At 32.4% G+C, this 19,701-nt stretch carries 18 protein-coding genes and 1 tRNA gene; 7 read left to right on the top strand and 12 right to left on the bottom strand.

All coding sequences use genetic code 11. The features are described from left to right. Window positions 1-16: 16 nt before the first annotated feature. Together ACW5R3_RS08845 and ACW5R3_RS08840 are read right to left on the bottom strand one after the other, a co-directional pair. Window positions 17-667, bottom strand: a complete 651-nt coding sequence (locus tag ACW5R3_RS08845; RefSeq protein ID WP_456576649.1) for a peroxiredoxin-like family protein — start codon at window positions 665-667, stop codon at window positions 17-19. Between the two features lie 2 nt (window positions 668-669). Then, entirely contained in the window at window positions 670-1,083 is a 414-nt protein-coding gene (locus ACW5R3_RS08840) for a hypothetical protein (RefSeq protein WP_456576648.1), read from the bottom strand. 513 nt (window positions 1,084-1,596) lie between these two features. Here ACW5R3_RS08840 and ACW5R3_RS08835 point away from each other — a divergent pair. The 4 genes from ACW5R3_RS08835 (at window position 1,597) to ACW5R3_RS08820 (ending at window position 5,803) form a co-directional block, all read left to right on the top strand. Continuing rightward, a complete protein-coding gene (locus ACW5R3_RS08835) occupies window positions 1,597-1,842 on the top strand; it encodes a hypothetical protein (RefSeq protein WP_456576647.1) in 246 nt (81 codons plus the stop codon). A gap of 206 nt (window positions 1,843-2,048) precedes the next feature. Next, on the top strand, window positions 2,049-4,430 hold the full coding sequence (locus tag ACW5R3_RS08830; RefSeq protein ID WP_456576646.1) for a TonB-dependent receptor: 2,382 nt from the start codon (window positions 2,049-2,051) through the stop codon (window positions 4,428-4,430). Window positions 4,431-4,463: 33 nt separating this feature from the next. Further along, the gene (locus ACW5R3_RS08825) at window positions 4,464-5,270 is read left to right on the top strand and encodes a DUF4625 domain-containing protein (protein WP_456576645.1); all 807 of its coding nucleotides are present in this window, start codon (window positions 4,464-4,466) and stop codon (window positions 5,268-5,270) included. Window positions 5,271-5,326: 56 nt separating this feature from the next. Next, complete coding sequence (locus ACW5R3_RS08820) at window positions 5,327-5,803, top strand: DUF4625 domain-containing protein (protein WP_456576644.1); 477 nt, start codon at window positions 5,327-5,329, stop codon at window positions 5,801-5,803. A 244-nt stretch (window positions 5,804-6,047) separates the two neighbouring features. Here the strand turns inward: ACW5R3_RS08820 and ACW5R3_RS08815 are convergent, their stop codons facing one another. From ACW5R3_RS08815 to ACW5R3_RS08785, 7 genes are all read right to left on the bottom strand, one after another. Then, window positions 6,048-7,016 (bottom strand): alpha/beta fold hydrolase, encoded by a 969-nt coding sequence (locus ACW5R3_RS08815; RefSeq protein WP_456576643.1) that lies wholly within the window; start codon window positions 7,014-7,016, stop codon window positions 6,048-6,050. 94 nt (window positions 7,017-7,110) lie between these two features. Next, window positions 7,111-7,857: an SDR family NAD(P)-dependent oxidoreductase gene (locus ACW5R3_RS08810; RefSeq protein WP_456576642.1), complete on the bottom strand. Its 747-nt coding sequence runs from the start codon at window positions 7,855-7,857 to the stop codon at window positions 7,111-7,113. Window positions 7,858-7,920: 63 nt separating this feature from the next. After that, window positions 7,921-8,484 (bottom strand): TetR/AcrR family transcriptional regulator, encoded by a 564-nt coding sequence (locus tag ACW5R3_RS08805; protein ID WP_456576641.1) that lies wholly within the window; start codon window positions 8,482-8,484, stop codon window positions 7,921-7,923. Window positions 8,485-8,642: 158 nt separating this feature from the next. Further along, window positions 8,643-9,950 (bottom strand): YHYH protein, encoded by a 1,308-nt coding sequence (locus ACW5R3_RS08800; protein ID WP_456576640.1) that lies wholly within the window; start codon window positions 9,948-9,950, stop codon window positions 8,643-8,645. A 5-nt stretch (window positions 9,951-9,955) separates the two neighbouring features. Further along, entirely contained in the window at window positions 9,956-10,972 is a 1,017-nt protein-coding gene (locus tag ACW5R3_RS08795) for a hypothetical protein (RefSeq protein ID WP_456576639.1), read from the bottom strand. Window positions 10,973-11,194: 222 nt separating this feature from the next. After that, a tRNA-Ser gene (locus ACW5R3_RS08790) sits at window positions 11,195-11,279 on the bottom strand. Window positions 11,280-11,389: 110 nt separating this feature from the next. Then, entirely contained in the window at window positions 11,390-12,910 is a 1,521-nt protein-coding gene (locus tag ACW5R3_RS08785) for a succinate CoA transferase (RefSeq protein ID WP_456576638.1), read from the bottom strand. Between the two features lie 174 nt (window positions 12,911-13,084). Between ACW5R3_RS08785 and ACW5R3_RS08780 the strand changes: the two genes are divergently transcribed. Genes ACW5R3_RS08780 through ACW5R3_RS08770 form a run of 3 tightly spaced genes read left to right on the top strand, consistent with a single transcriptional unit; the run spans window position 13,085 to window position 15,785 of the window. Then, window positions 13,085-13,885, top strand: coding sequence for an AraC family transcriptional regulator (locus ACW5R3_RS08780; RefSeq protein WP_456576637.1), 801 nt, complete (start codon window positions 13,085-13,087; stop codon window positions 13,883-13,885). Between the two features lie 54 nt (window positions 13,886-13,939). Beyond that, on the top strand, window positions 13,940-14,572 hold the full coding sequence (locus tag ACW5R3_RS08775; protein ID WP_456576636.1) for a nitroreductase family protein: 633 nt from the start codon (window positions 13,940-13,942) through the stop codon (window positions 14,570-14,572). Between the two features lie 16 nt (window positions 14,573-14,588). Continuing rightward, window positions 14,589-15,785, top strand: coding sequence for a DegT/DnrJ/EryC1/StrS family aminotransferase (locus ACW5R3_RS08770; RefSeq protein ID WP_456576635.1), 1,197 nt, complete (start codon window positions 14,589-14,591; stop codon window positions 15,783-15,785). Window positions 15,786-15,897: 112 nt separating this feature from the next. On the opposite strand, the gene ribB is transcribed toward ACW5R3_RS08770, so the two are convergent. The 3 genes from ribB to ACW5R3_RS08755 all read right to left on the bottom strand — a co-directional run bounded on the left by ribB (window position 15,898) and on the right by ACW5R3_RS08755 (window position 19,657). Next, the gene (gene ribB, locus ACW5R3_RS08765) at window positions 15,898-17,052 is read right to left on the bottom strand and encodes a 3,4-dihydroxy-2-butanone-4-phosphate synthase (RefSeq protein WP_456576634.1); all 1,155 of its coding nucleotides are present in this window, start codon (window positions 17,050-17,052) and stop codon (window positions 15,898-15,900) included. Between the two features lie 34 nt (window positions 17,053-17,086). Then, window positions 17,087-18,916, bottom strand: a complete 1,830-nt coding sequence (locus ACW5R3_RS08760; RefSeq protein WP_456576633.1) for an LptF/LptG family permease — start codon at window positions 18,914-18,916, stop codon at window positions 17,087-17,089. A gap of 102 nt (window positions 18,917-19,018) precedes the next feature. Continuing rightward, window positions 19,019-19,657 carry a LolA family protein gene (locus tag ACW5R3_RS08755; RefSeq protein WP_456576632.1) on the bottom strand — a complete coding sequence of 213 codons (639 nt, stop codon included), beginning with the start codon at window positions 19,655-19,657 and terminating at the stop codon, window positions 19,019-19,021. Window positions 19,658-19,701: the final 44 nt, after the last annotated feature.

Below are 19,701 nucleotides of genomic sequence, written 5' to 3'. Positions count from 1 at the left end.
AGGTTATAAAAACAAATTAAGATATAGTTTTTAATGCTTCTATTATGTCCCTAGGTTCTGCTCTTGTGCGGTAATCAATATTTACAAAGCGCCATTTTATAACGGCATTACTATCTAGTATAAACGTAGCAGGAATTGGTAGTATATGTGCGTTTCCATTGTTTATTTTTTCTAAATCTAGCTCTCTATCAACACGCATGTGTTCCAATAAAAATTCAGGAACTTTCCAAGCTACACCAAATTTTTCAGCTACGTTAGCATCTTGATCAGAAAGAACTGTAAAATTTAATTCGCTAATAGCAGTATCCGACAAAGATCCATCTGGAGCTTGTGGACTAATGGCTACTAAAGTAGCACCTAAAGCATTTATTTCGGATACACGTTCTTGCAAGGCTTTAAGTTGTAAGTTGCAATATGGACACCAACTACCACGATAGAACGTTACTATTACTGGACCTTTTTTTAATAATTCCAGTAAGGATACAGAAGTGTTTTTAGGGTCAGGAAGGGTGAATAGGGGAGCGACATCTCCAATTTTAAGTGCATGTTTGCCTTCTTCTATGGCTTTCGCTTCGTTTATAATAGCATCAACACCATTCATGAAATCGGGGTTAGCTTGTCGTCCTGATTCTTTTTTGGCCTCAGTTAGGTCTTTTAATTTTGTCATATTTAATGCTGCGGTTTATGTATTTGTATTTGCAATTCCGAAAGAATATTCTCTAACATAATAGTAGATTCTTCATCTATAACCTTTGTGTTAATGGTCATCTTTTTTTTGTCAGTATTTACAATATAGTTATCTGTTGTTCTTTTTATGGTAATGATGTTTTTTAGTTTTATTTTCACGCCTAATCCATATAGTGTACTTTTTTTTAGGATTCCATTTTCAATGGATATATAAGGATGGGATAGATCGTAAAAAAAAAGTAATAAATATAAAATACCTATAATTAAATATGCATAATCATACCATTTAACATGGTCGGTATCTAGTAAATTAAGTCCGCCTAGTAAGATCCAGATTACACCAATAATTAAGTTAGCATAAAGTCTTCGGCTTTTATATTTACTTTTTAGAAACATGATTACTGATAAGATAAGGGATGTTAAAAAACAAATTGGAGGTTAAAAACGTCTAATTTAGTTCATATAAATTAGAATATAAAACATAGATAGGTTTTACGTTTATAAAGTTTATTAATAACAAACTTGAAAACATTAAATAGTGGCAAGCAACCTGAGAATTACATATTTTTAATACTATTAGGTAATTAAAATATAATGATATTACCACTTAAAGGGGGGATTTCTCATCAATAAGATATTTATGCATTAAGCGTAAATATTATCAGTATTTTAAGATTTTATAGGCTGTTTTTTAACATAATTTAGCATAAAACGTTTGTAGGGATTCTAACTCAGAACAAAAAAAACAATATATTTGCAACTAAAGCAAGTTGTTAATTTTAAAGAATAAACACTTTAATTTAAACGACACGTTTTTGAGAAACTTCAAGTTTTAGCATATTAATGAAATTAAGTAGTCAAAAAAATAACATTACTTTTTTCTTCCTGATCTTTTTTCTTTCACTGAAAATGGTTGGGCTTCATGCTTTGTCTCATGCCGATGATGAAGATTATGCTATACATTGTGCAGTTTGTGATACAGCTATTGCAAACAAACTCACACCTGCAATTACGCCTGACTTACCTAGTTTTGTTATTGAAAATACAGAACTACCAACTGAGCAAGAACTAGTAGCAAATTATAATTTTGTTTTTTCAAATACAATTGCTTCAAATCAACTCTTTTCTCGGCCTCCGCCTTATTTACTTCAGTAGTATAATTTACATTTATTATTTTAAGAAAATCCATCTAGGCTATAATTTTAAGCTATAATGGAGAAAACTTATGCATACCAGCATTATAGAGCAGTATCTGTTTTATAAATACTATTGGTTACATATCGTTTTAGTCTTAATCTATTAAATAGATCCATTTCTAATGTCTCTATTAGAGACAAGTGTTCAAAATTCACACAATATTTATGTTAAACAGAATATTGGGTATATGTTTATTTTTTAGCATATGCTCTACAGTGTTTGCACAAGATTCTTTTCAATTAAAAGGTTCTGTGGTTAATGCAAATACGTTACAACCTATAGAAGGAGCCAATATAGTTGGTGAAAATCTATTTACAATTTCAACAGCAACGGGACATTTTACCCTTAATAACTTAGCTAAAGGAACTTATTCCTTAACTATATCTCATATGGGATATACAGATCAAGTTGTTTCTGTGGATGTAAAAGAAGATATGAAACCTCTTAAAATTTCTTTGGGAGAATCTAACACGGTACTTGATGAGATTGCAATTCAGGGCAAAACTAAAGCGCGTGAAGCCAAAGAGTCTCCAGTTATTTCAGAACTCGTTTCCGGTGAGTTTCTAGCTAATAATAGAGAGAATAGCTTGATGCAAACTTTAAGTAAACTACCAGGTGTCAGTACTATTAATATTGGTTCTGGGCAATCCAAACCTGTAATTAGAGGCCTTGGTTTTAACAGAGTAGCAGTGGTGCAGAATGGCATAAAACATGAAGCTCAACAGTGGGGTAACGATCATGGATTAGAAATAGATCAATACGGTATTGAGAACATTCAAATTATTAAAGGCCCTGCTTCTTTAGTTTATGGTTCCGATGCCATTGCTGGAGTTGTAGATATTCAGCCCAATAAAATACCCTTAGAAAATTCTTTAAATGGGACGGTTGATCTTTTGGGCGAAACTAATAATGATTTATTAGGAGTTTCAGCAGCTGTATTGTCTCGTAAAGAAAATTGGTTTTTTGGTGGTCGTTTAACATACAAAGATTATGGCGATTTTAAAGTACCAACAGATATTATAAATTATGAGAACTACATCTTTACATTAGACGATAATAACTTGCGTAATACGGCTGGAAACGAAGCGAATGCTAGTTTTAGAGTAGGGTATGTTAAAGATAATATAACCTCTGAAACAACTTTTAGTAATGTGTATTCTAAAAATGGATTTTTTGCTAACGCACACGGTTTAGAAGTAAGAACATCATATATTGATTATGATAGTTCTAATCGGGATATCGATCTTCCATACCATTTAGCTAATCATTTTAAAATAATTAATAACACTGAAATTGTTTTAGATAATCATATTCTACATTTCGATTTGGGTTTCCAAAATAATTTAAGAGAAGAGCATTCTGAGCCTGTTCCTCATGGTTATATGCCAAAACCGGAGGATAGTAAAGAACGAGAATTTAATAAAAACACCTATTCGTTAAATATTAAGGATGCTTTTAAACCTAATGATGCACACGATATTGTTGCTGGTTTAAATGTGGAATATCAAGATAACAATATAGGCGGTTGGGGTTTTTTAATTCCAGAATATAACCGATTCACAATTGGAGCCTTTGCGTTTGATACCTATGAGATAAATTCCGATTTTCACCTATTAGCTGGACTTCGTTATGATTACGGAGTAGTGGATACAAAAGCTTATTACGATTGGTATCCAACCACAGTTACTAACAGTGATGGCTCTACATCAGAAGAATACTTGCAACGTGCTCAAGATGAAACCTTAAATTTTGGAAATATAAGTGGATCGGTAGGTTTAAGTTATATAATGAATAAAATGGCCTTTAAATTCAATGTCGGCAAAAGCTTTAGAATGCCATTAGCAAACGAGTTGGCTTCGGATGGAGTTAATTATCATATGTATCGTTATGAAAAAGGAAATTTAGATTTAAAACCTGAAGAATCTTATCAATTAGACCTAGATGTAAGTTATACCACAAATGATTTCAGTATCGGATTAAGCCCCTTTGTTAACTTCTTTGATAACTTTATTTACTTAAATCCTACATCTGCTTACTATGAAGTTTTACAGATTTACGAGTATACACAAAATAAAGTATTTCGTGTTGGTGGCGAATTAAGAGCTCAAGCCCAGATTACAGATAATTTACAACTAAATGCTTCGGCAGAATATGTTTATTCAAGACAAACTAGTGGTCCTAAAGAAGGGTTTACTATTCCTTTTTCCCCACCATTATCGGGTTTAATATCGGCCAGCTATCAGTTTGAAAATGCCGGATTATTTAAACAACCAACTTTTGGAGTGGATTATAGAATTACTGCATCACAAGAAGAAATTGTTCCACCTGAAGAAGTAACAGATGGTTATCAAGTTTTAAATATGTCGGTTCAAACTGAAATTGATGTTTTTAAAAATAATTCGCCTTTACAATTGCGATTTAAATTGAATAACCTTTTTAACACTAAATATTACAATCATACTAGTTTCTATCGTCTAATAGATGTTCCAGAACCTGGTAGAAATATATCACTTGCATTAACAATACCATTTGGTAAAACTAAATAATAACTATAATTAATAACAATTAAAACAAGCATTATGACAACACGTATTTTTAAATCGAATTTTAAATTTTTAGCAATGGTTGCCTTTTTAGGCACATTCCTGTATTCTTGTAGTAGTGATGATGATGCATCCTCTGCAGTTAATTCTGGAAGCAATGCACCACAAATTACAAGTTTTGAATATGGTGAGGGTAGTGTGCACTCAACAGATCCTATAGCTTACAAAGGAGGAGACATTCATATTGAAGCTGAAATTTTAGCACAATCTCCTGTAAGTAGTATTACAGTAATTATTCACTCTCATGATTTAGTAGCTGGTGAAGGTGAAGAAGAATGGGACTATGAAAACGTTTACACGGACGCAAATCTTTTAGTATTAAACCCAACCTTCCACAAGCATATTCCTGTGCCTTCAACTGCTCCAGCAGGCGAGTATCACCTTGAATTTATTGTTACAGATAGCCAAGGTAATACTACAGAAACAGAAGGGCATATTGATATTTTAGAGCCAATTAGTTTAAGTGCAATTGCTATTGATGGTTCTGTTGTTAGAGGTAATGAGTTTGATGCTGAATTTTTTATTGATGCTGTAAATGGTGTTCATAGTATTTCAGTTGATATTCACGCACATGATCTTCCAGTTTTACCTGGTGAAGTAGAATGGGAATATGAAGATGAAATCTTAGAGCCTTACCATGAACAAACTGCTGTAGAATTTCATGAGCATATTTTAGTTCCTGCAACAGCACCAGCTGGTGAATATCATGTAACTTTTACTGTTGAAGACGAAGACGGTTTTACAGTAGATTACGAAACACATATAGATATTACAGTAGAATAATAAACCCTTATACCGCATAGTTATAATTAGGACTATGCGGTTTTAATACTTTTCAAATGAAAATTTTATCAAATTATTTTATCTTTTTTTTATTTATACTTTTAGCTTCTTGTTCAAGTGATGACAGTATTGAAATAGATGAAGAAAAACCTACAATTACAATTAATTACGATGGTGGTTTTCCGCAAGCATGTGAAGAATTAGTGCGTGGAGAAACCTATAACTTTAGAGCTTTTGTGACTGATAATAGAGAGTTGGCGGCATATAGTTTAAATATTCATCATAATTTTGACCATCATACACATGATGATCAAGATGAAACCTGTATTCTAGACCCTTTAAAAGTAGCTGACAATCCATTGTTTCTTATAGAAAACTATACTATAGAAGAAGGTTTAACAAGCTATGAAATAAATGTAAGTGTTACCATTCCTATCGATTCTGATTTAGGAGACTATCATTGTTCATATTCAGTAACCGATACAACAGGGTGGCAAAGTATGACCTCGGTTGATATAAAAATTGTAGACTAAAATTTTTATTTACAGAAACTATTTTCCAATATATTTGAGTTAGCTATTGGATGTATTGACAATGCCAGTTTTTTAACTGGCATTGTTATTTTTTAGAATGAGTAATAAATATATTTATTCTGAAACTTGAATATATCCTAAAACCTAATTTTCAACTCCATAATTAATAGCGAAATACCTGATGATTTTATCACCATCGTTTTTTTGTCACGTTTATTATAGTTTACTTTTAAACTCTAACTTGTTACTCTATGTAATTTTGCTTTAAAAACTTTAGGATAAGTTGTGCTATTTCTGATGTTTTTTCTTCAGCTGCAAAATGTCCTGCATCTAATAAATGGAGTTCTGCATTTGGTAAATCTTTTAAATAGGCTTTAGCGCCATTGGCATTAAATTTTTCATCCTTCTTTCCCCATACAATTAAAGTCTTAGGTTGGTTTTTACGCAACATACTTTGCCACTTTGGATAGCGGATTAAATTAGTATTATAATCTTGAAATAGCTGTACTTGTATTTCTCGATCGCTTTTAGTACATAAAAAAGCTAAATCGTGAGTCCATGCATCAGGACTTTGAACGAAAATGTTTGTAGAATCTAAATCAAATAAATATTGTTTGTTTATAATGGCATTTCTGCTTGTTAAACTGTATAAGAAATCGTGTTTAGCTTTTGAGGTGTCGGTTTGTGCTGTTCTAAAAAAATGTTGCCGCTTAGGTGTTAGACCTTCTAAATAGGCATTGGCATTCTGAACAATTAAAGCAGATATACGGTTTGGATTTTTCATCATTAATCGGTAGCCAACAGGGGCACCAAAATCTTGCATATACATGACATAGTTTTCAATTTCAAGGGAGTTAATAAGCTTTTCGGTATAGTTTGCTAGTAAATCAAATGTATAACGTGTTGTTTCTGGATTTACATGTGTGCTGTAACCCGAGCCTAAATTATCAGGAGCTATTACATGATATTGAGTTGCAAGCATGGGGATTAAGTTTCTATACGAGTGTGATGATGAAGGGTAACCATGCAGCAATATTATTGTTGGATTGTTTTTATTTCCAGACTCTCTATAAAATAGTTTTACACTATCTATTTCAGCATAATTATAAGTTGTTTTTGGAGGTAATTGGTGCGATACCTCTTGTTGTTCAACGACATTATTACAACTAAATAAGGTGAGTGTTAGAGTGATGAATAATATAATATGTTTCATATTTATAGCTAATCGCTTAATTTAAAGTAATTATTTATACGTAAGTCATAACCTAAATTAAATAGGTTATGACTTAAATTAATTTTCATTGTAATTAATTCCTACCAGCCATTACGCCACCATCAGTATCCCAAATAGCACCTGTTACCCAAGCAGCTTTTTCAGATAATAAGAATAGTATACTATTAGATATGTCTGTAGCTTCACCAAAACGACCTATTGGATGAAAACTATTAAAACCTACAAGCGCTTCCTGAGCAGCTTCTTCACCTCCAAATACATCATTGTATACGGGCGTATTTACTAGAGCAGGAGAGACCGCATTAACACGAATGTTATCATCAGCTAATTCCATAGCAAGATGTTGTGTTAATGAATGTAATCCTGCTTTTTGCATAGAATATGCCGATGAAGGTGTTGCTTTCACTGCTTGTTTAGCCCACATAGACCCTACGTTAACAATGGAGCCTCCTTGAGTTGCTTTCATTTTTCTTGCAACACTTTGTGTGATAAAAAAGAAACCACGGTTTAAATCTAAATAGGCGTTATAATCTGCCATAGTGTGATCTAAAAATGGCTTTGGTCCAAATATACCCGAAGCATTTACTAAATAATCTAAGGTTTCTAGTTTATTTATTTTTGCTATAAGTGTGTTTACATCTGTAGTGTTTGATATGTCTGCTGTGTGCTTTATTAAGTTTTCTGTGTCTTTAAGCTTTTCAGTGTTTCTTCCTACCACATGTACTGTTGCGCCACCATCCAATAGTGCTGTTGTTGTTGCTTTTCCAATACCACTTGTTCCTCCAATAACTATGGCTACTTTGTTTTCAAATTCTTTCATCTTTTTGTTTTTTAAATAATTATTAACAGACAGACAAGTCTGTCTTAGTTTGTGTAAATTTTTTTAAGTGAGTATTTTTTCACAAAGATTTTTAGACTCTAAAATAGGCCAATCCTCTTGATGTAAGTGGCTTTCACCAACAGCACTTTCGTAAAGTAAATAAATTTGTCTTGCTAATGTTTGTATTTGATTGTCCTTAATAGCATCTATGTTTTTAGATATAAGCTCAGCAATTAAGGTTATAAAATCGTTTTTCTGAGTTTGAATTTCAGTTCTGATTAAGGTGTTATCTTTAGGGACTTCAGAAACTGTTTTAATACACCAACAGCCATTAAAATCTTGATCTTGATAAAATAATTGTAAAAAATCGAACATAGCTAAGATTTGCGATTTCCCTGAAGGTTTAGAATTTACATAGGCATTAAAGTTCTTTAAAAAACTAGTATTTTTATATTGTAAATAAGCTAAACAAATCTCTTCTTTCGATTTAAAATGATTGTATAGTGTAGCTTTAGCAATACCAGCTTCAGCAATAATTTGATTTATACCAGTAGAATTGTACCCATTCTTATAAAATAAAAATGAGGCAGTTTCCGTAATTTTTTGTTTCACTTCGGTATGTTTCATATTGCAAATATATAAATAATTTTCAAAAACAGACAAGTCTGTCTGTTTTTATGTGAATACTAAAAAAATAGAGAAAAGATAATAGGTGTTTGTGTTGTTAATCAATAATGATCAAAAGCGTTTTAGGAATGAGTTCTAATCATTTCACAAAAAGATCCTTAGTTGGTTTTTCTATGATATGTAGCATGGGTTTTACTACTATCTGGAGCCATAAACTCGTAATTATAGTTACCATCATTGTCCCAACCATAATTTATGGTATATACTGAAGAATCTACTTCGTACTTCAAGCTATACTGATTGGGCTTTGTTTTGTTAAAATCAATTATTTCAGCACCACGTAATGGTCTTAAATCTGGTCTAACACCTCTAGTTTTTGCCTGTGGCATGATTTCATTTTCTGGTGCTTGAGTTCTTGGGTTGATTTTGACTTTTCCTTTCATAGAAGCAATTAAATACGGATATTCTTTAACAGCATGATATTGGTAGGTGCTATCTGAAGTAAAACGACCAAGATTCTCATCTAAGGGCGCGTCCGTTTCTCCGAAAACTGGAAAGCCATCTAAAGCATAAGCAATAGGTTTATTGTTTCCTACTTTAGCTTGTAAGTGAGCAGGAGGTAAGTGGTAATGATAATCATCGGCTCTCCCGCAATGACCGCCCCATTTATCTAATTCACCAATGGCATTTGCATCTTCACCTCGGTTATTTAAAGGATTGAAAATTGGGATTCCATTAGCAGCAATTGCAATGGCACCTTTCATAAAGTTATTCTTTGTAGATAGTGGATCATCAGCTAATTCTGGTTGTAGTGGAATTGCCCAAGCATTGTTGCCTGAATAATCATGATTTATAGGTACTTGTTGTTGCCAATTGCTAATGCCTGTCATCATTTCGTGTTCAGGTATACCATTAGATTCTATATAGAAATATGTATCATCGTGCCGCGTATTAACTTTGTTAAAAACGCTAAAAACAGATTCTAAATATGAGATGTCGTTTTTTGCCATTTTAAGGCTTTCTAAAGTTGTTTCTGTTTTACAACCCATAATAACCATAGTGATTGCAATACAACCAAAAGGCAAAGTTTTGTAGCTGTTCTTTTGTTTATACCTTAGCAATGAAAACAATAATAAAATAACACCTAAATAAATTAACAGTTTCGGGTAGTTTATTGTTTGTAATTGCAACTCTGATTTAAAAGTGTTTTTATTACTAATCCAATTTGCCTTAGTCGCAATATATTGCTGTTCCTGATTTGTAAATTCTGAAATATGAAAAGTGACTACCGTGTGCTGCTCGTTCATTAAATAAACGCTTTCTTCAACTTTTTCGATAAACTCAGCTTTTAAATTCATTTTACTATTTGTAAAATGCCAAGTTTTAAAAGGAGAACCATGTCCGCCTTCATGAGCAGAAATGTGGAAAGATATCAGGATAACAAGTATGGATAGTAGCTTTTTCATTGAGATTAATTTACTGTATAACGTACTAAAACTTCATTGTCTAAAACCACATTGGTAGACCATATAAATTGAGCATCATTTTCAGCATCGTCAAAAATAGAGGTGAAATTCGTGTATGATGGTTTGTTATCTACTCCAATTGTCTGATTGGTAAACGTAGTTGCATTTGGCCAATTAGAATCATCAAAATTTGTAGTCATCCAACTGTTGGGTAATTCCCAATGTAAGGCGTAAAACGCAGAACCATCTTGTCCGCCTGTTGTATCACAATTTGTAGAATATCTATAATTACCTTCTTCAGAAACACAACTTAAATCTTTAATAGGTGCTGTATAAAAGGTCTGAGCCTTCCAGTTTCTATCAGTAATAGCAACAGTCTTGTTTTGTGAATCTTTAAAAACTGCAACCATACCACCATCACCATTATGGAACGATTTACCTCTGTTAGCTTCGCATCCAACACCTAGATGTTCTTCCCAGTCTACCAACTTCATGGCAATAGTAAAAGGTTTCTGAGCTTTAAATTTAACGATACTAGAATTAAATTCTGTAAACGGAACTTTATCTTTTCCAACAGGTATACCATTTATATACATTTCAAAATAATTATCAGCAAAAACATAGGCTGTAAAAATTTCGCCGTCTTCGTCAATATTTACAATTTCCGAATCTTTATAATGAGATAAAGCATCTTGTGCAGTGTTATAATTTTTTCCTTCGCAAGCATTGAATATATCTGCTGCAAATGGAAAATTAGTATTTAAATAGTTCGTTTCAGCCGGAACGGTCCATTTTTTACCATCTGTAGATGTAATTTCACCAACATCTGTTTTTCGTCCGCGTTCACAAACATATAAATCCTCACGTATTGTAGTGGCTATACCTTGCGTAATACTGGCTGTTCCTTTATAGGTTTTAGTTTCAGAATGGTTTTCAGGTGTTTCTTTTTTTGATTTCGATTTATTATCGGCACAGCTAACAATTGTTAGTGAAGCCATAATTAAATATAGTAGGTGTTTCATTTATATAAAATTGTGTTTTTTTAGTTTCGTACTATAATCAACAATAACATCTGATTATAGTGTTTAAGATTAAAGTTAAAGATAAAACATTATTAGTAAATTGACATGTAGAAAACCTTAAAGATAGGAGTGTTGATATAGGTGACCTAATGGTATAAAAAGTAAAAAACCGCAAGAGTAAACTATGCGGTTTTTTTAGTTCAAGCCTCGCGCTTGATTTTGCGGAGAAAGAGGGATTCGAACCCCCGGAGGTGTGACCCTCAACAGTTTTCAAGACTGCCGCATTCGACCACTCTGCCATTTCTCCTTAGCGGTTGCAAATATATATACTTTTCTTGTATTTATCCGCCTTTTTCTTGAAAAAAAATCAATTATTTTTACTTTTAAAAATAACTAGCTGATTTAAAGTGTTTTATTTTAAACCGTTTCTAAAGTTTTTTTTTCTGAAACCATTTTCATTGAGCCTTTTTCCTTAAATTGATTATGCCAGCTAAATGCTTTTTGCAAAATATGTGGTGTTTGTCCACCTAAAGCGTAAGCTTCTTCAAAGTATGCTAATAGTTGTTCTTTATAATCTGGATGTACACAGTTTTTAATTATTAAGCGTGCACGTTCAACAGGTGCTAATCCGCGAATATCTGCTAAACCTTGGTCTGTTACTAAAATGTCTACATCATGCTCCGTATGGTCTGTATGAGATACCATTGGTACAATATGAGAAATGCGTCCCTCTTTAGATATAGATGGACACGCAAAAATACTTAAGTAGCCATTTCGTGCAAAATCACCTGAACCACCAATTCCATTCATCATATGAGTACCACAAAGGTGGGTGGAATTAACATTTCCGTAAATATCAAACTCAATAGCCGTATTGATACCAATAATTCCTAAGCGTCTAATAACTTCTGCTGAGTTACTAATATTTTGAGGTCTTAGTAATAACTTGTCTTTATAAGCTTCAAAATTATTAAATATCTTATTAGAGCAAGATTCAGTTACGGTAATTGAAGATGCTGATGCAAAGGTTAGTTTTCCGGAATCGAATAATTCAAAAGTACTATCCTGAAGAACTTCAGAGTACATGGTTAAATCTTTAAAACGACTGTTTACAAAACCTGATAGTATTGCATTAGCCGTTTTTCCAATACCTGCTTGTAATGGTAATAAAGATTCTGTTAGGCGCCCTTCATCTACTTCTTTTTCTAAGAATTTTAAAATATGGTTAGAAATAGCTTTTGTTTTATCATCAGGCTCCGAAATTACTGCAGGACTATCTGGAACTTCAGTGTAAACAATTGCAACTACTTTATTTGGGTCTATTTTAATAAAAGGATCTCCAATTCGCGTATCGGATTCCGTAACAGGAATAATTTCACGATTTGGTTGTTTTGTTAATAATTTCACATCGTGGATTCCTTCTAAACTCTCAGGAAATGATGTGTTGATTTCAATAATTATTTTATCAGCTTTTTCAGCAAAAACAGGGGAGTTTCCTACCGAAGTAGTTGGTATAATGTACCCCGATTCTGTAATGGATGCTGCTTCAATTATAGCGATATCAATTTTAAAATTATCAATACTTTGAAGCATTTCAGCTGTTTGCCCTAAATGCTGATCAACATATAATACATCATGGTTATTTATACTTTTACGTAATGTAGGATCTGCTTGAAATGGCATGCGCTTATGCAGAGCTCCATTTTTAGCTAAATCGGCATCCGTATCATAACCTAATGACGCACCACTTAAAACGGTTACTTTAATAGGTTCATGTAAAGCTCTTTGTGCTAATTTTGGTAAAACAGCTTTACTATCTCCTGCTTTTGTAAAACCACTAACACCTAAAACGTCTTTATCTTTTATTAATAAAGCAGCTTGTTCTGGTGTTTGAATCTTATTTTTATACGCAGGGAATTTTATTCTATTATTCTCCATAATATTGTTTAATTAGTATTTTTTGGGTTGAAATATTTGCTATTTGATTAATAATTTACATGAGTATTGAGAAATTATTAATTGGGTTTGGCAATTTATAGAAGATATTTGGTGTCTATTTATTGAAATAAGACAATGTTTTATTAAATTCGGACATTGTAAGCGCAATAAACTATGAAAGCACCATATTACTTAACAGAAGTAGATAAAAACCCTAAAAGTATTTTTTGTTACCACAACCTTATGGGGGAGTCGTTTATAAAAAAACACAGTCATGACAAAGGGCAGTTTTTATATACTGAAGGTGGTGTGGTACACGTAAAAACAAATAACCGCGATTATTACCTTCCGGCGCGACATTTTATGTGGATTCCTGCAGGTATTACTCACGCTATTTATCCGAGTTCACCAAGCGTGATTATGAGAAATTTATATTTCCCTATAGCTAATAATTCGGTTGATTTTTTTAAAAAAGAAGGGATTTATCCTACTAATAATTTGCTTCTAGAATTATTGTTATATACAAAAGATTGGAATGGTGATATTACCAAAAGCCAGGAGAATAAATACGCAATAGTTCATGCGTTTAAAACCCTTTTAGAGAGTACGGTTTCGCAGCCTTTACAATCCGAACTACCTTACCCAACAGATAATCGCTTAATTCAGGTTGTGAATTTTATGAATAAACATATTCAGCAAGAACATATTTTACCTGAACTGGCATCAAAATTTGGAATGTCTGATAAATCGTTATATCGGTTGTTTAAAAAAGATTTAGGTATGTCTTACATAAGGTATTATACTCAATTACGGATTTTTAAATCATTAGAATATTTAATGAATTCAGATTATAATATTTCAGAAATTGCTAATAAAGTTGGGTACGCTAGTTTACCAACCTTTAGTAATACCTTCAGAAAAATTATGGGTAAACGCCCAACAGAATACAGAAAACCGAATGAGATTTATGTCTAACAACAATTAAAACTTCAGGCAAATACATATCTTTGTCTATATAAAAATTAAACCTTGGGAATACTAGAAAAATTACAATGGCGGTATGCTACCAAATCATTTGATAACCAAGCTTTATTAAGTGAAGAACAGCTGCATGTTCTTACCGAAGCTTTTAATTTAACAGCAACTTCTTATGGGTTACAGCCTATTAAACTAGTTGTTATTGCTAATAAATTACTGCAAAAGGACTTGGTTGAACATAGTATGAATCAAAAGCAAATAGCCGAAGCATCTCACGTTTTAGTTTTTTGTATTGAAACCAATATTGATAAAGATTTTGTAGACACTTATTTTAATAGAGTACATACTGTACGCCAAACGCCTAAGGATGTTTTAAAACCATTTCAAGATTTTTTAATTGCTGATTTTGAAAGTAAAACGCTAGCAGAAATATCTAGATGGGCAACCAATCAAGCGTATTTGGCATTGGGTAATTTACTTACCGTTTGTGCTATTGAAGGTATTGATGCTTGTCCGATGGAAGGATTTAATCTAGAAAAATACGATGAGATTTTAGGTTTGAAAAAGCAAAATTTGAAATCTGTTTTACTTTTACCTGTAGGGTTTAGGTCTGAAAAGGATGTATTTTCTAGCTTTAAAAAAGTTAGAAAAGCAGAAGCAGACTCTATTATTCATTTTAACTAACAAAAATATAATATAAATGCCAGGATTTGAATTATTTGGAAATGCTGAACGTAAGGAAGTTCAAGATGTATTAGATAGTGGTGTATTAATGCGCTACGGTTTTGATGGGATGCGTAATGGCCATTGGAAAGCTAAAGAATTAGAAACAACGTTACAAGAACAGCTACAAGTTAATCATGCTCAATTAGTATCAAGTGGTACAGCTGCTGTTTCAGTTGCCATGGCTGTAGCAGGTATCGGTGCTGGCGATGAAGTTATAATGCCAACATTTACCTTTGTGGCAAGTTTTGAAGCTATAATGATGCTTGGTGCAGTTCCTGTTTTAGTAGATATTGATGATACATTAACATTAGATCCTTTGGCTGTGGAAGCTGCAATTTCACCTAAAACAAAAGCTATTATGCCTGTGCATATGTGTGGCAGTATGGCTAATATGGATGCCTTACAAGCTATATGTGACAAGCATGATTTATTATTGATTGAAGATGCATGCCAAGCTATTGGAGGCTCTTATAAAGGAAAACCCTTAGGTAGTATTGGAGATTTAGGGTGTTTTTCATTCGATTTTGTTAAAACAATAACCTGTGGTGAAGGTGGAGCTGTAGTTACTAATAATGCTACGTATTTTAAGCATGCTGATCATTATTCGGATCATGGTCATGATCATGTTGGGTCTGATCGTGGGGCGGAATCACATCCATTCCTTGGTTATAACTTTAGAATTTCTGAATTACAAGCTGCAGTAGGTTTAGCTCAAGCTAGACGTTTAGATGATTTTATAGCTATTCAGAAAAAATACCATAACGTACTTCAAGAGGCGTTAGCTACTATTCCAGAGGTGACTTTTAGAACGATACCTGAAGGAGGGGAGTCTAGCTATGGATTTTTAAGTTTTTTTATGCCGGATTTAGAGACTGCTAGACAAGTGATGGCAGAATTTAAAAACGGAGGTGTTGATGCTTGTTTCCATTATTATGATAATAGCTGGCATTATATACGTGAATGGGATCATTTAAAAGACTTGAAAACGCTGTATCCTATTTCTGCTGAAGTTAAATCGGGAATGGAATATCTTAAAACAAAATCTTTTAATCAGTCTGATGCTTATATAGCAAGAAATATCTCTTGCCTAGTTAAGCTTTCTTGGACTGAAGAAGAAGTACAAGAAAGGGCAGATAAAATGGTGAAAGCTATACAATCTGTTTTAAGTTAAACATTTCAAATTATAATTTTAATAGTTTTAAATTTACTATTAATTGTTAATGAACAAGAAAGGGGATCCCATTATGAGATCCCCTTTTTATATTTAATATAAGTTTACTTATTTAGTAGTTTACATATTCAACAATTTCCAAACCGTAACCAATCATACCTACGCGTTTTGTTTGTTTACTATTAGAAATTAATTTTAGCTTATGAATGTTCAAATCATGTAAAATTTGCGCTCCAATACCAAAGTCCTTACTATCCATGTCTATACGTGGAGCTTTTATTACTTTGCCTGGTGTTTGATTTTCTTTTAAAACATTAAGGCGGTTTAATAAGTTCATGGTAGCTGATTGTTGGTTAATAAAAATAACAGCACCTTTTTCAGCTTGATTAATAACCTTAAACATATCGTCTAGTTTTTGATCGGCATTGTTTGTTAAGGTTCCTAATATATCGTGGTTTACTAGTGTTGCATTTACACGTGTTAATACAGGTTCGTTTGCAGACCAATCTCCTTTGGTTAGGGCAATATGAATTTGGTTATTAGTAGTTTGGTTATAAGCACGCAATCTAAATTTTCCGAAACGTGTTTCTAATTCAAAATCTTCAACTTTTTCAATAAGTGAATCGTGTTGCATTCTATAAGCTACAAGATCTTCGATAGATACAATTTTAAGGTCGAATTTTTTAGCCACTTTAACCAGTTGTGGTAAACGAGCCATGGTGCCATCTTCGTTCATGATTTCAACAATAACGCCAGCTGGTTTTAATCCTGCTAAACGTGCAAAATCAATAGCCGCTTCGGTATGCCCTGTACGTCTTAATACGCCACCTTCTTTTGCTATTAAAGGAAAAATATGGCCGGGTCTTGCAAGCTCGAAAGGTTTAATGTTTTCATCTACTAAAGACACAACTGTTTTAGCACGGTCAGCAGCAGAAATACCTGTTGTTACACCATTTCCTCTTAAATCAACCGATATGGTGAAAGCCGTTTCCATAGGGTCTGTATTGTTACGGACCATCATATCTAATTCTAAAGCTTTACAGCGTTTTTCGGTTAACGGTGTGCATATTAATCCACGGCCGTGAGTTGCCATGAAATTAATCATTTCAGGGGTTGCCATTTCAGCAGCAGCAAGAAAATCGCCTTCATTTTCGCGGTTTTCATCATCAACAACAATAATTACCTTACCGTTTCGGATGTCATTAATAGCATCTTCAATAGTGTCTAATTGTATGGTTTTATTATTTTGAGTTTGAATTGTAGACATAGTCGTTTTTATAATTATGGTGCAAAGATATTGCTTATTTAATAGTTAGGTTAAAGACTTTTTTTATTTTAACTTTTATTAAAAAATGTCTTAAAGGGTAAAAGATAAAACCAATAAGTAAATTAAATGGTTTGTTAGGTGCTTCATATTTTGTTATTAATTTACCTAGTTTAAAATTATTAAGGGCACTTAAAACAAAATATATAATATAGGTTATAGCAGCTATAATGCTAATTTGAATACTTATATGTGCAATTTCTTCAAGTTTATTATTTTTAAAAACAAAGTGTAATATTAACAGTATTACAGCTATAGAGTAAGTTATAAGAGCAAACTTGTCATGCATAGTATAGTCTACTAAAATAGGAGTTGCCTTCGCTTCAACTTCGGGAGCTAAAGTGTCTGTATTACTATCTGTAGTTTTAGCTTTTTCAGATTTGTTTTTAATGCGTAGTAACTTTTTGATTGGTTCAATGATATGATCAAATTCAAATAATCCACGATCGGCTGTAGCACGTTTCGTAAGATATACACCAAGAGGTAGCATAATAAGCGTAGAGAACCAAGCGGCTAACATAGGGTTTAAACTACCGTCTTTAGCACTGTTTTTGGCAAAAATACCTATAAAGTGATAGGTTAAGAATAGTAATATGGCTACAACCATTGGTAAACCGATTCCTCCTTTTCTAATTAAAGCCCCTAAAGGTGCTCCTACAAAGAAGAGGATAACACAGGCAAATCCTAAGGCTAGTTTTTCATGAAGTGCAATAAGGTGCTTGTTTATAGACATGTTTTTCTCCTTAAAATACTTTGTCTTTACATTCACTATTTGATTTGTACTTCGAAGTGAATTTAAGGCTTGTTCTATGATTTGTTCCTTTCTATTGGTCGGGAATAAATCAAGTATATTACCATTAAAAGTACTATCTAATTTCCTTTTCGTGTTTATTCCTGAATTAATAACAGGAATGTTAGATCGGTTATAGATACTTATAGCAAAGTCTCTATGGTCTTCATCTAATGCGGTATTTAAAGAGTCTATTGTATAATTTAAATCCGAAATATTAAGCATGTTGTATTTGTCAGAAACATTTTTTTCGTCCAAATCATTACTATTCAACTGCGATAAATCAATATTGATTATGTACTTTTCGAAGTAACTTTTTACTAAAGGATGCTTTTTTCGATCTTTACGATCTTCTGGAGGTGTATCGTCATAAAAGTATCCATCTAGAAGAATGAACTGTAATACATCAGAATTTTCTTCGCCTACTAATTCCCCTTCTTTAGCCACAATAGTAGTGTGGTTGGAATTGTTTGAAGGACTTTTTTTGTGCATGATTATGCCACTTAAGTAGCGTCCGTTTTCACCTGATTTTTTATCAACTTTTATATTGTAATCAATTACATCATTAAATTGGCCTTCTGCAATAACCATAGCTGGTTTTAAGGTAGCAATATTTTTCCGTAAATTATGTGAATTGTATTCGGCCCATGGAATAACATTATTAGAAAAGAAAAAGGTGATGATCCCTAAAACAACAATAAAGATACTTAGCCCTGCCATAGAGCGCTGCAAAGAAATACCTGTAGATTTCATGGCTGCAAACTCATAGTTTTCAGCAAAACTTCCGAAAACCATGATGGAGGCTAATAATATTGTTAGTGGGAGTACAAGCGGAATTAATTTAGGTGTAAAATAAAATAAGAATTTTAAAATTACAATCATATCTAAATCCTTACCAGCGAGTTCTTTTATATACAGCCAAATGGTCTGTAATACAAAAATCAACATCAGTATTACAAATACACTGAGGAAGGTTTTTAAATAGGAGGTAAGTATGTAACGGTCTAATATTTTCACACGATTAAATTTTCCGAATCATTAATACGTTAAATGTTCTATTTTTTAGAAGCTATTCCTGTTTGCTTCTGTTATTCACAATACTATTACAAACTAAAATGATTAATCTAATCTATTTATATAGTGATCCTTGTATTTTTCAGCTTCAAAGGTAAATAAGGTTTTTGATAAGGGCTCGTTAGTTTTAAAAGAATTAACAGTTAAAACAGTTTTAGTGCCGTTTTTACCAACTTCTATTAAGTTATAGATGTGATTTGTTTGATGGTCTATACCTAATAATATTTGTTTAATCTCTGAATTAGAATCGTTAGGAGTTAATTTAACATACTGAATTTTACGTCCTTGAACATTTTGAAGAATGTCCATTTTATACGAATATCCTTCTTCGTAAAAAGAAAGCATTTTACTTGGTGTAATGCTGTTTTCATCTTCTGTATTATTTGAAGATATTGTTACCTCTTCATCATCTGGGCTAATGCTGTAAAGTGTTTTACCATCATAAATACGAGTGATTCCAAGAATATTTAAGCGGTATTTATCACCTTCAATAACCACATCACCGCGTGTTTCTTGTTTTATATTTTCGGCTTCATTATTTAAAGCATATTTGAAATCTATTGAAATGTTATTGTAGCTTTTAACTTTTGCTGATACTTTATTTAATAAGTCCTTGGCTTTTTGGTCTTGGCCAAATGTTATTGAGGTTGTTAGTAATACAAATAATACAATTAGTTTTTTCATTAGGTGTTATTTTTTATTCTGTTCTCTGTAATGGGTGTTAATTT

Source organism: Algorimicrobium bowmanii (assembly GCF_054031195.1).
The sequence above is the reverse complement of the archived record's forward strand: the minus strand, read 5'-3'. Positions and strand labels throughout refer to the sequence as shown.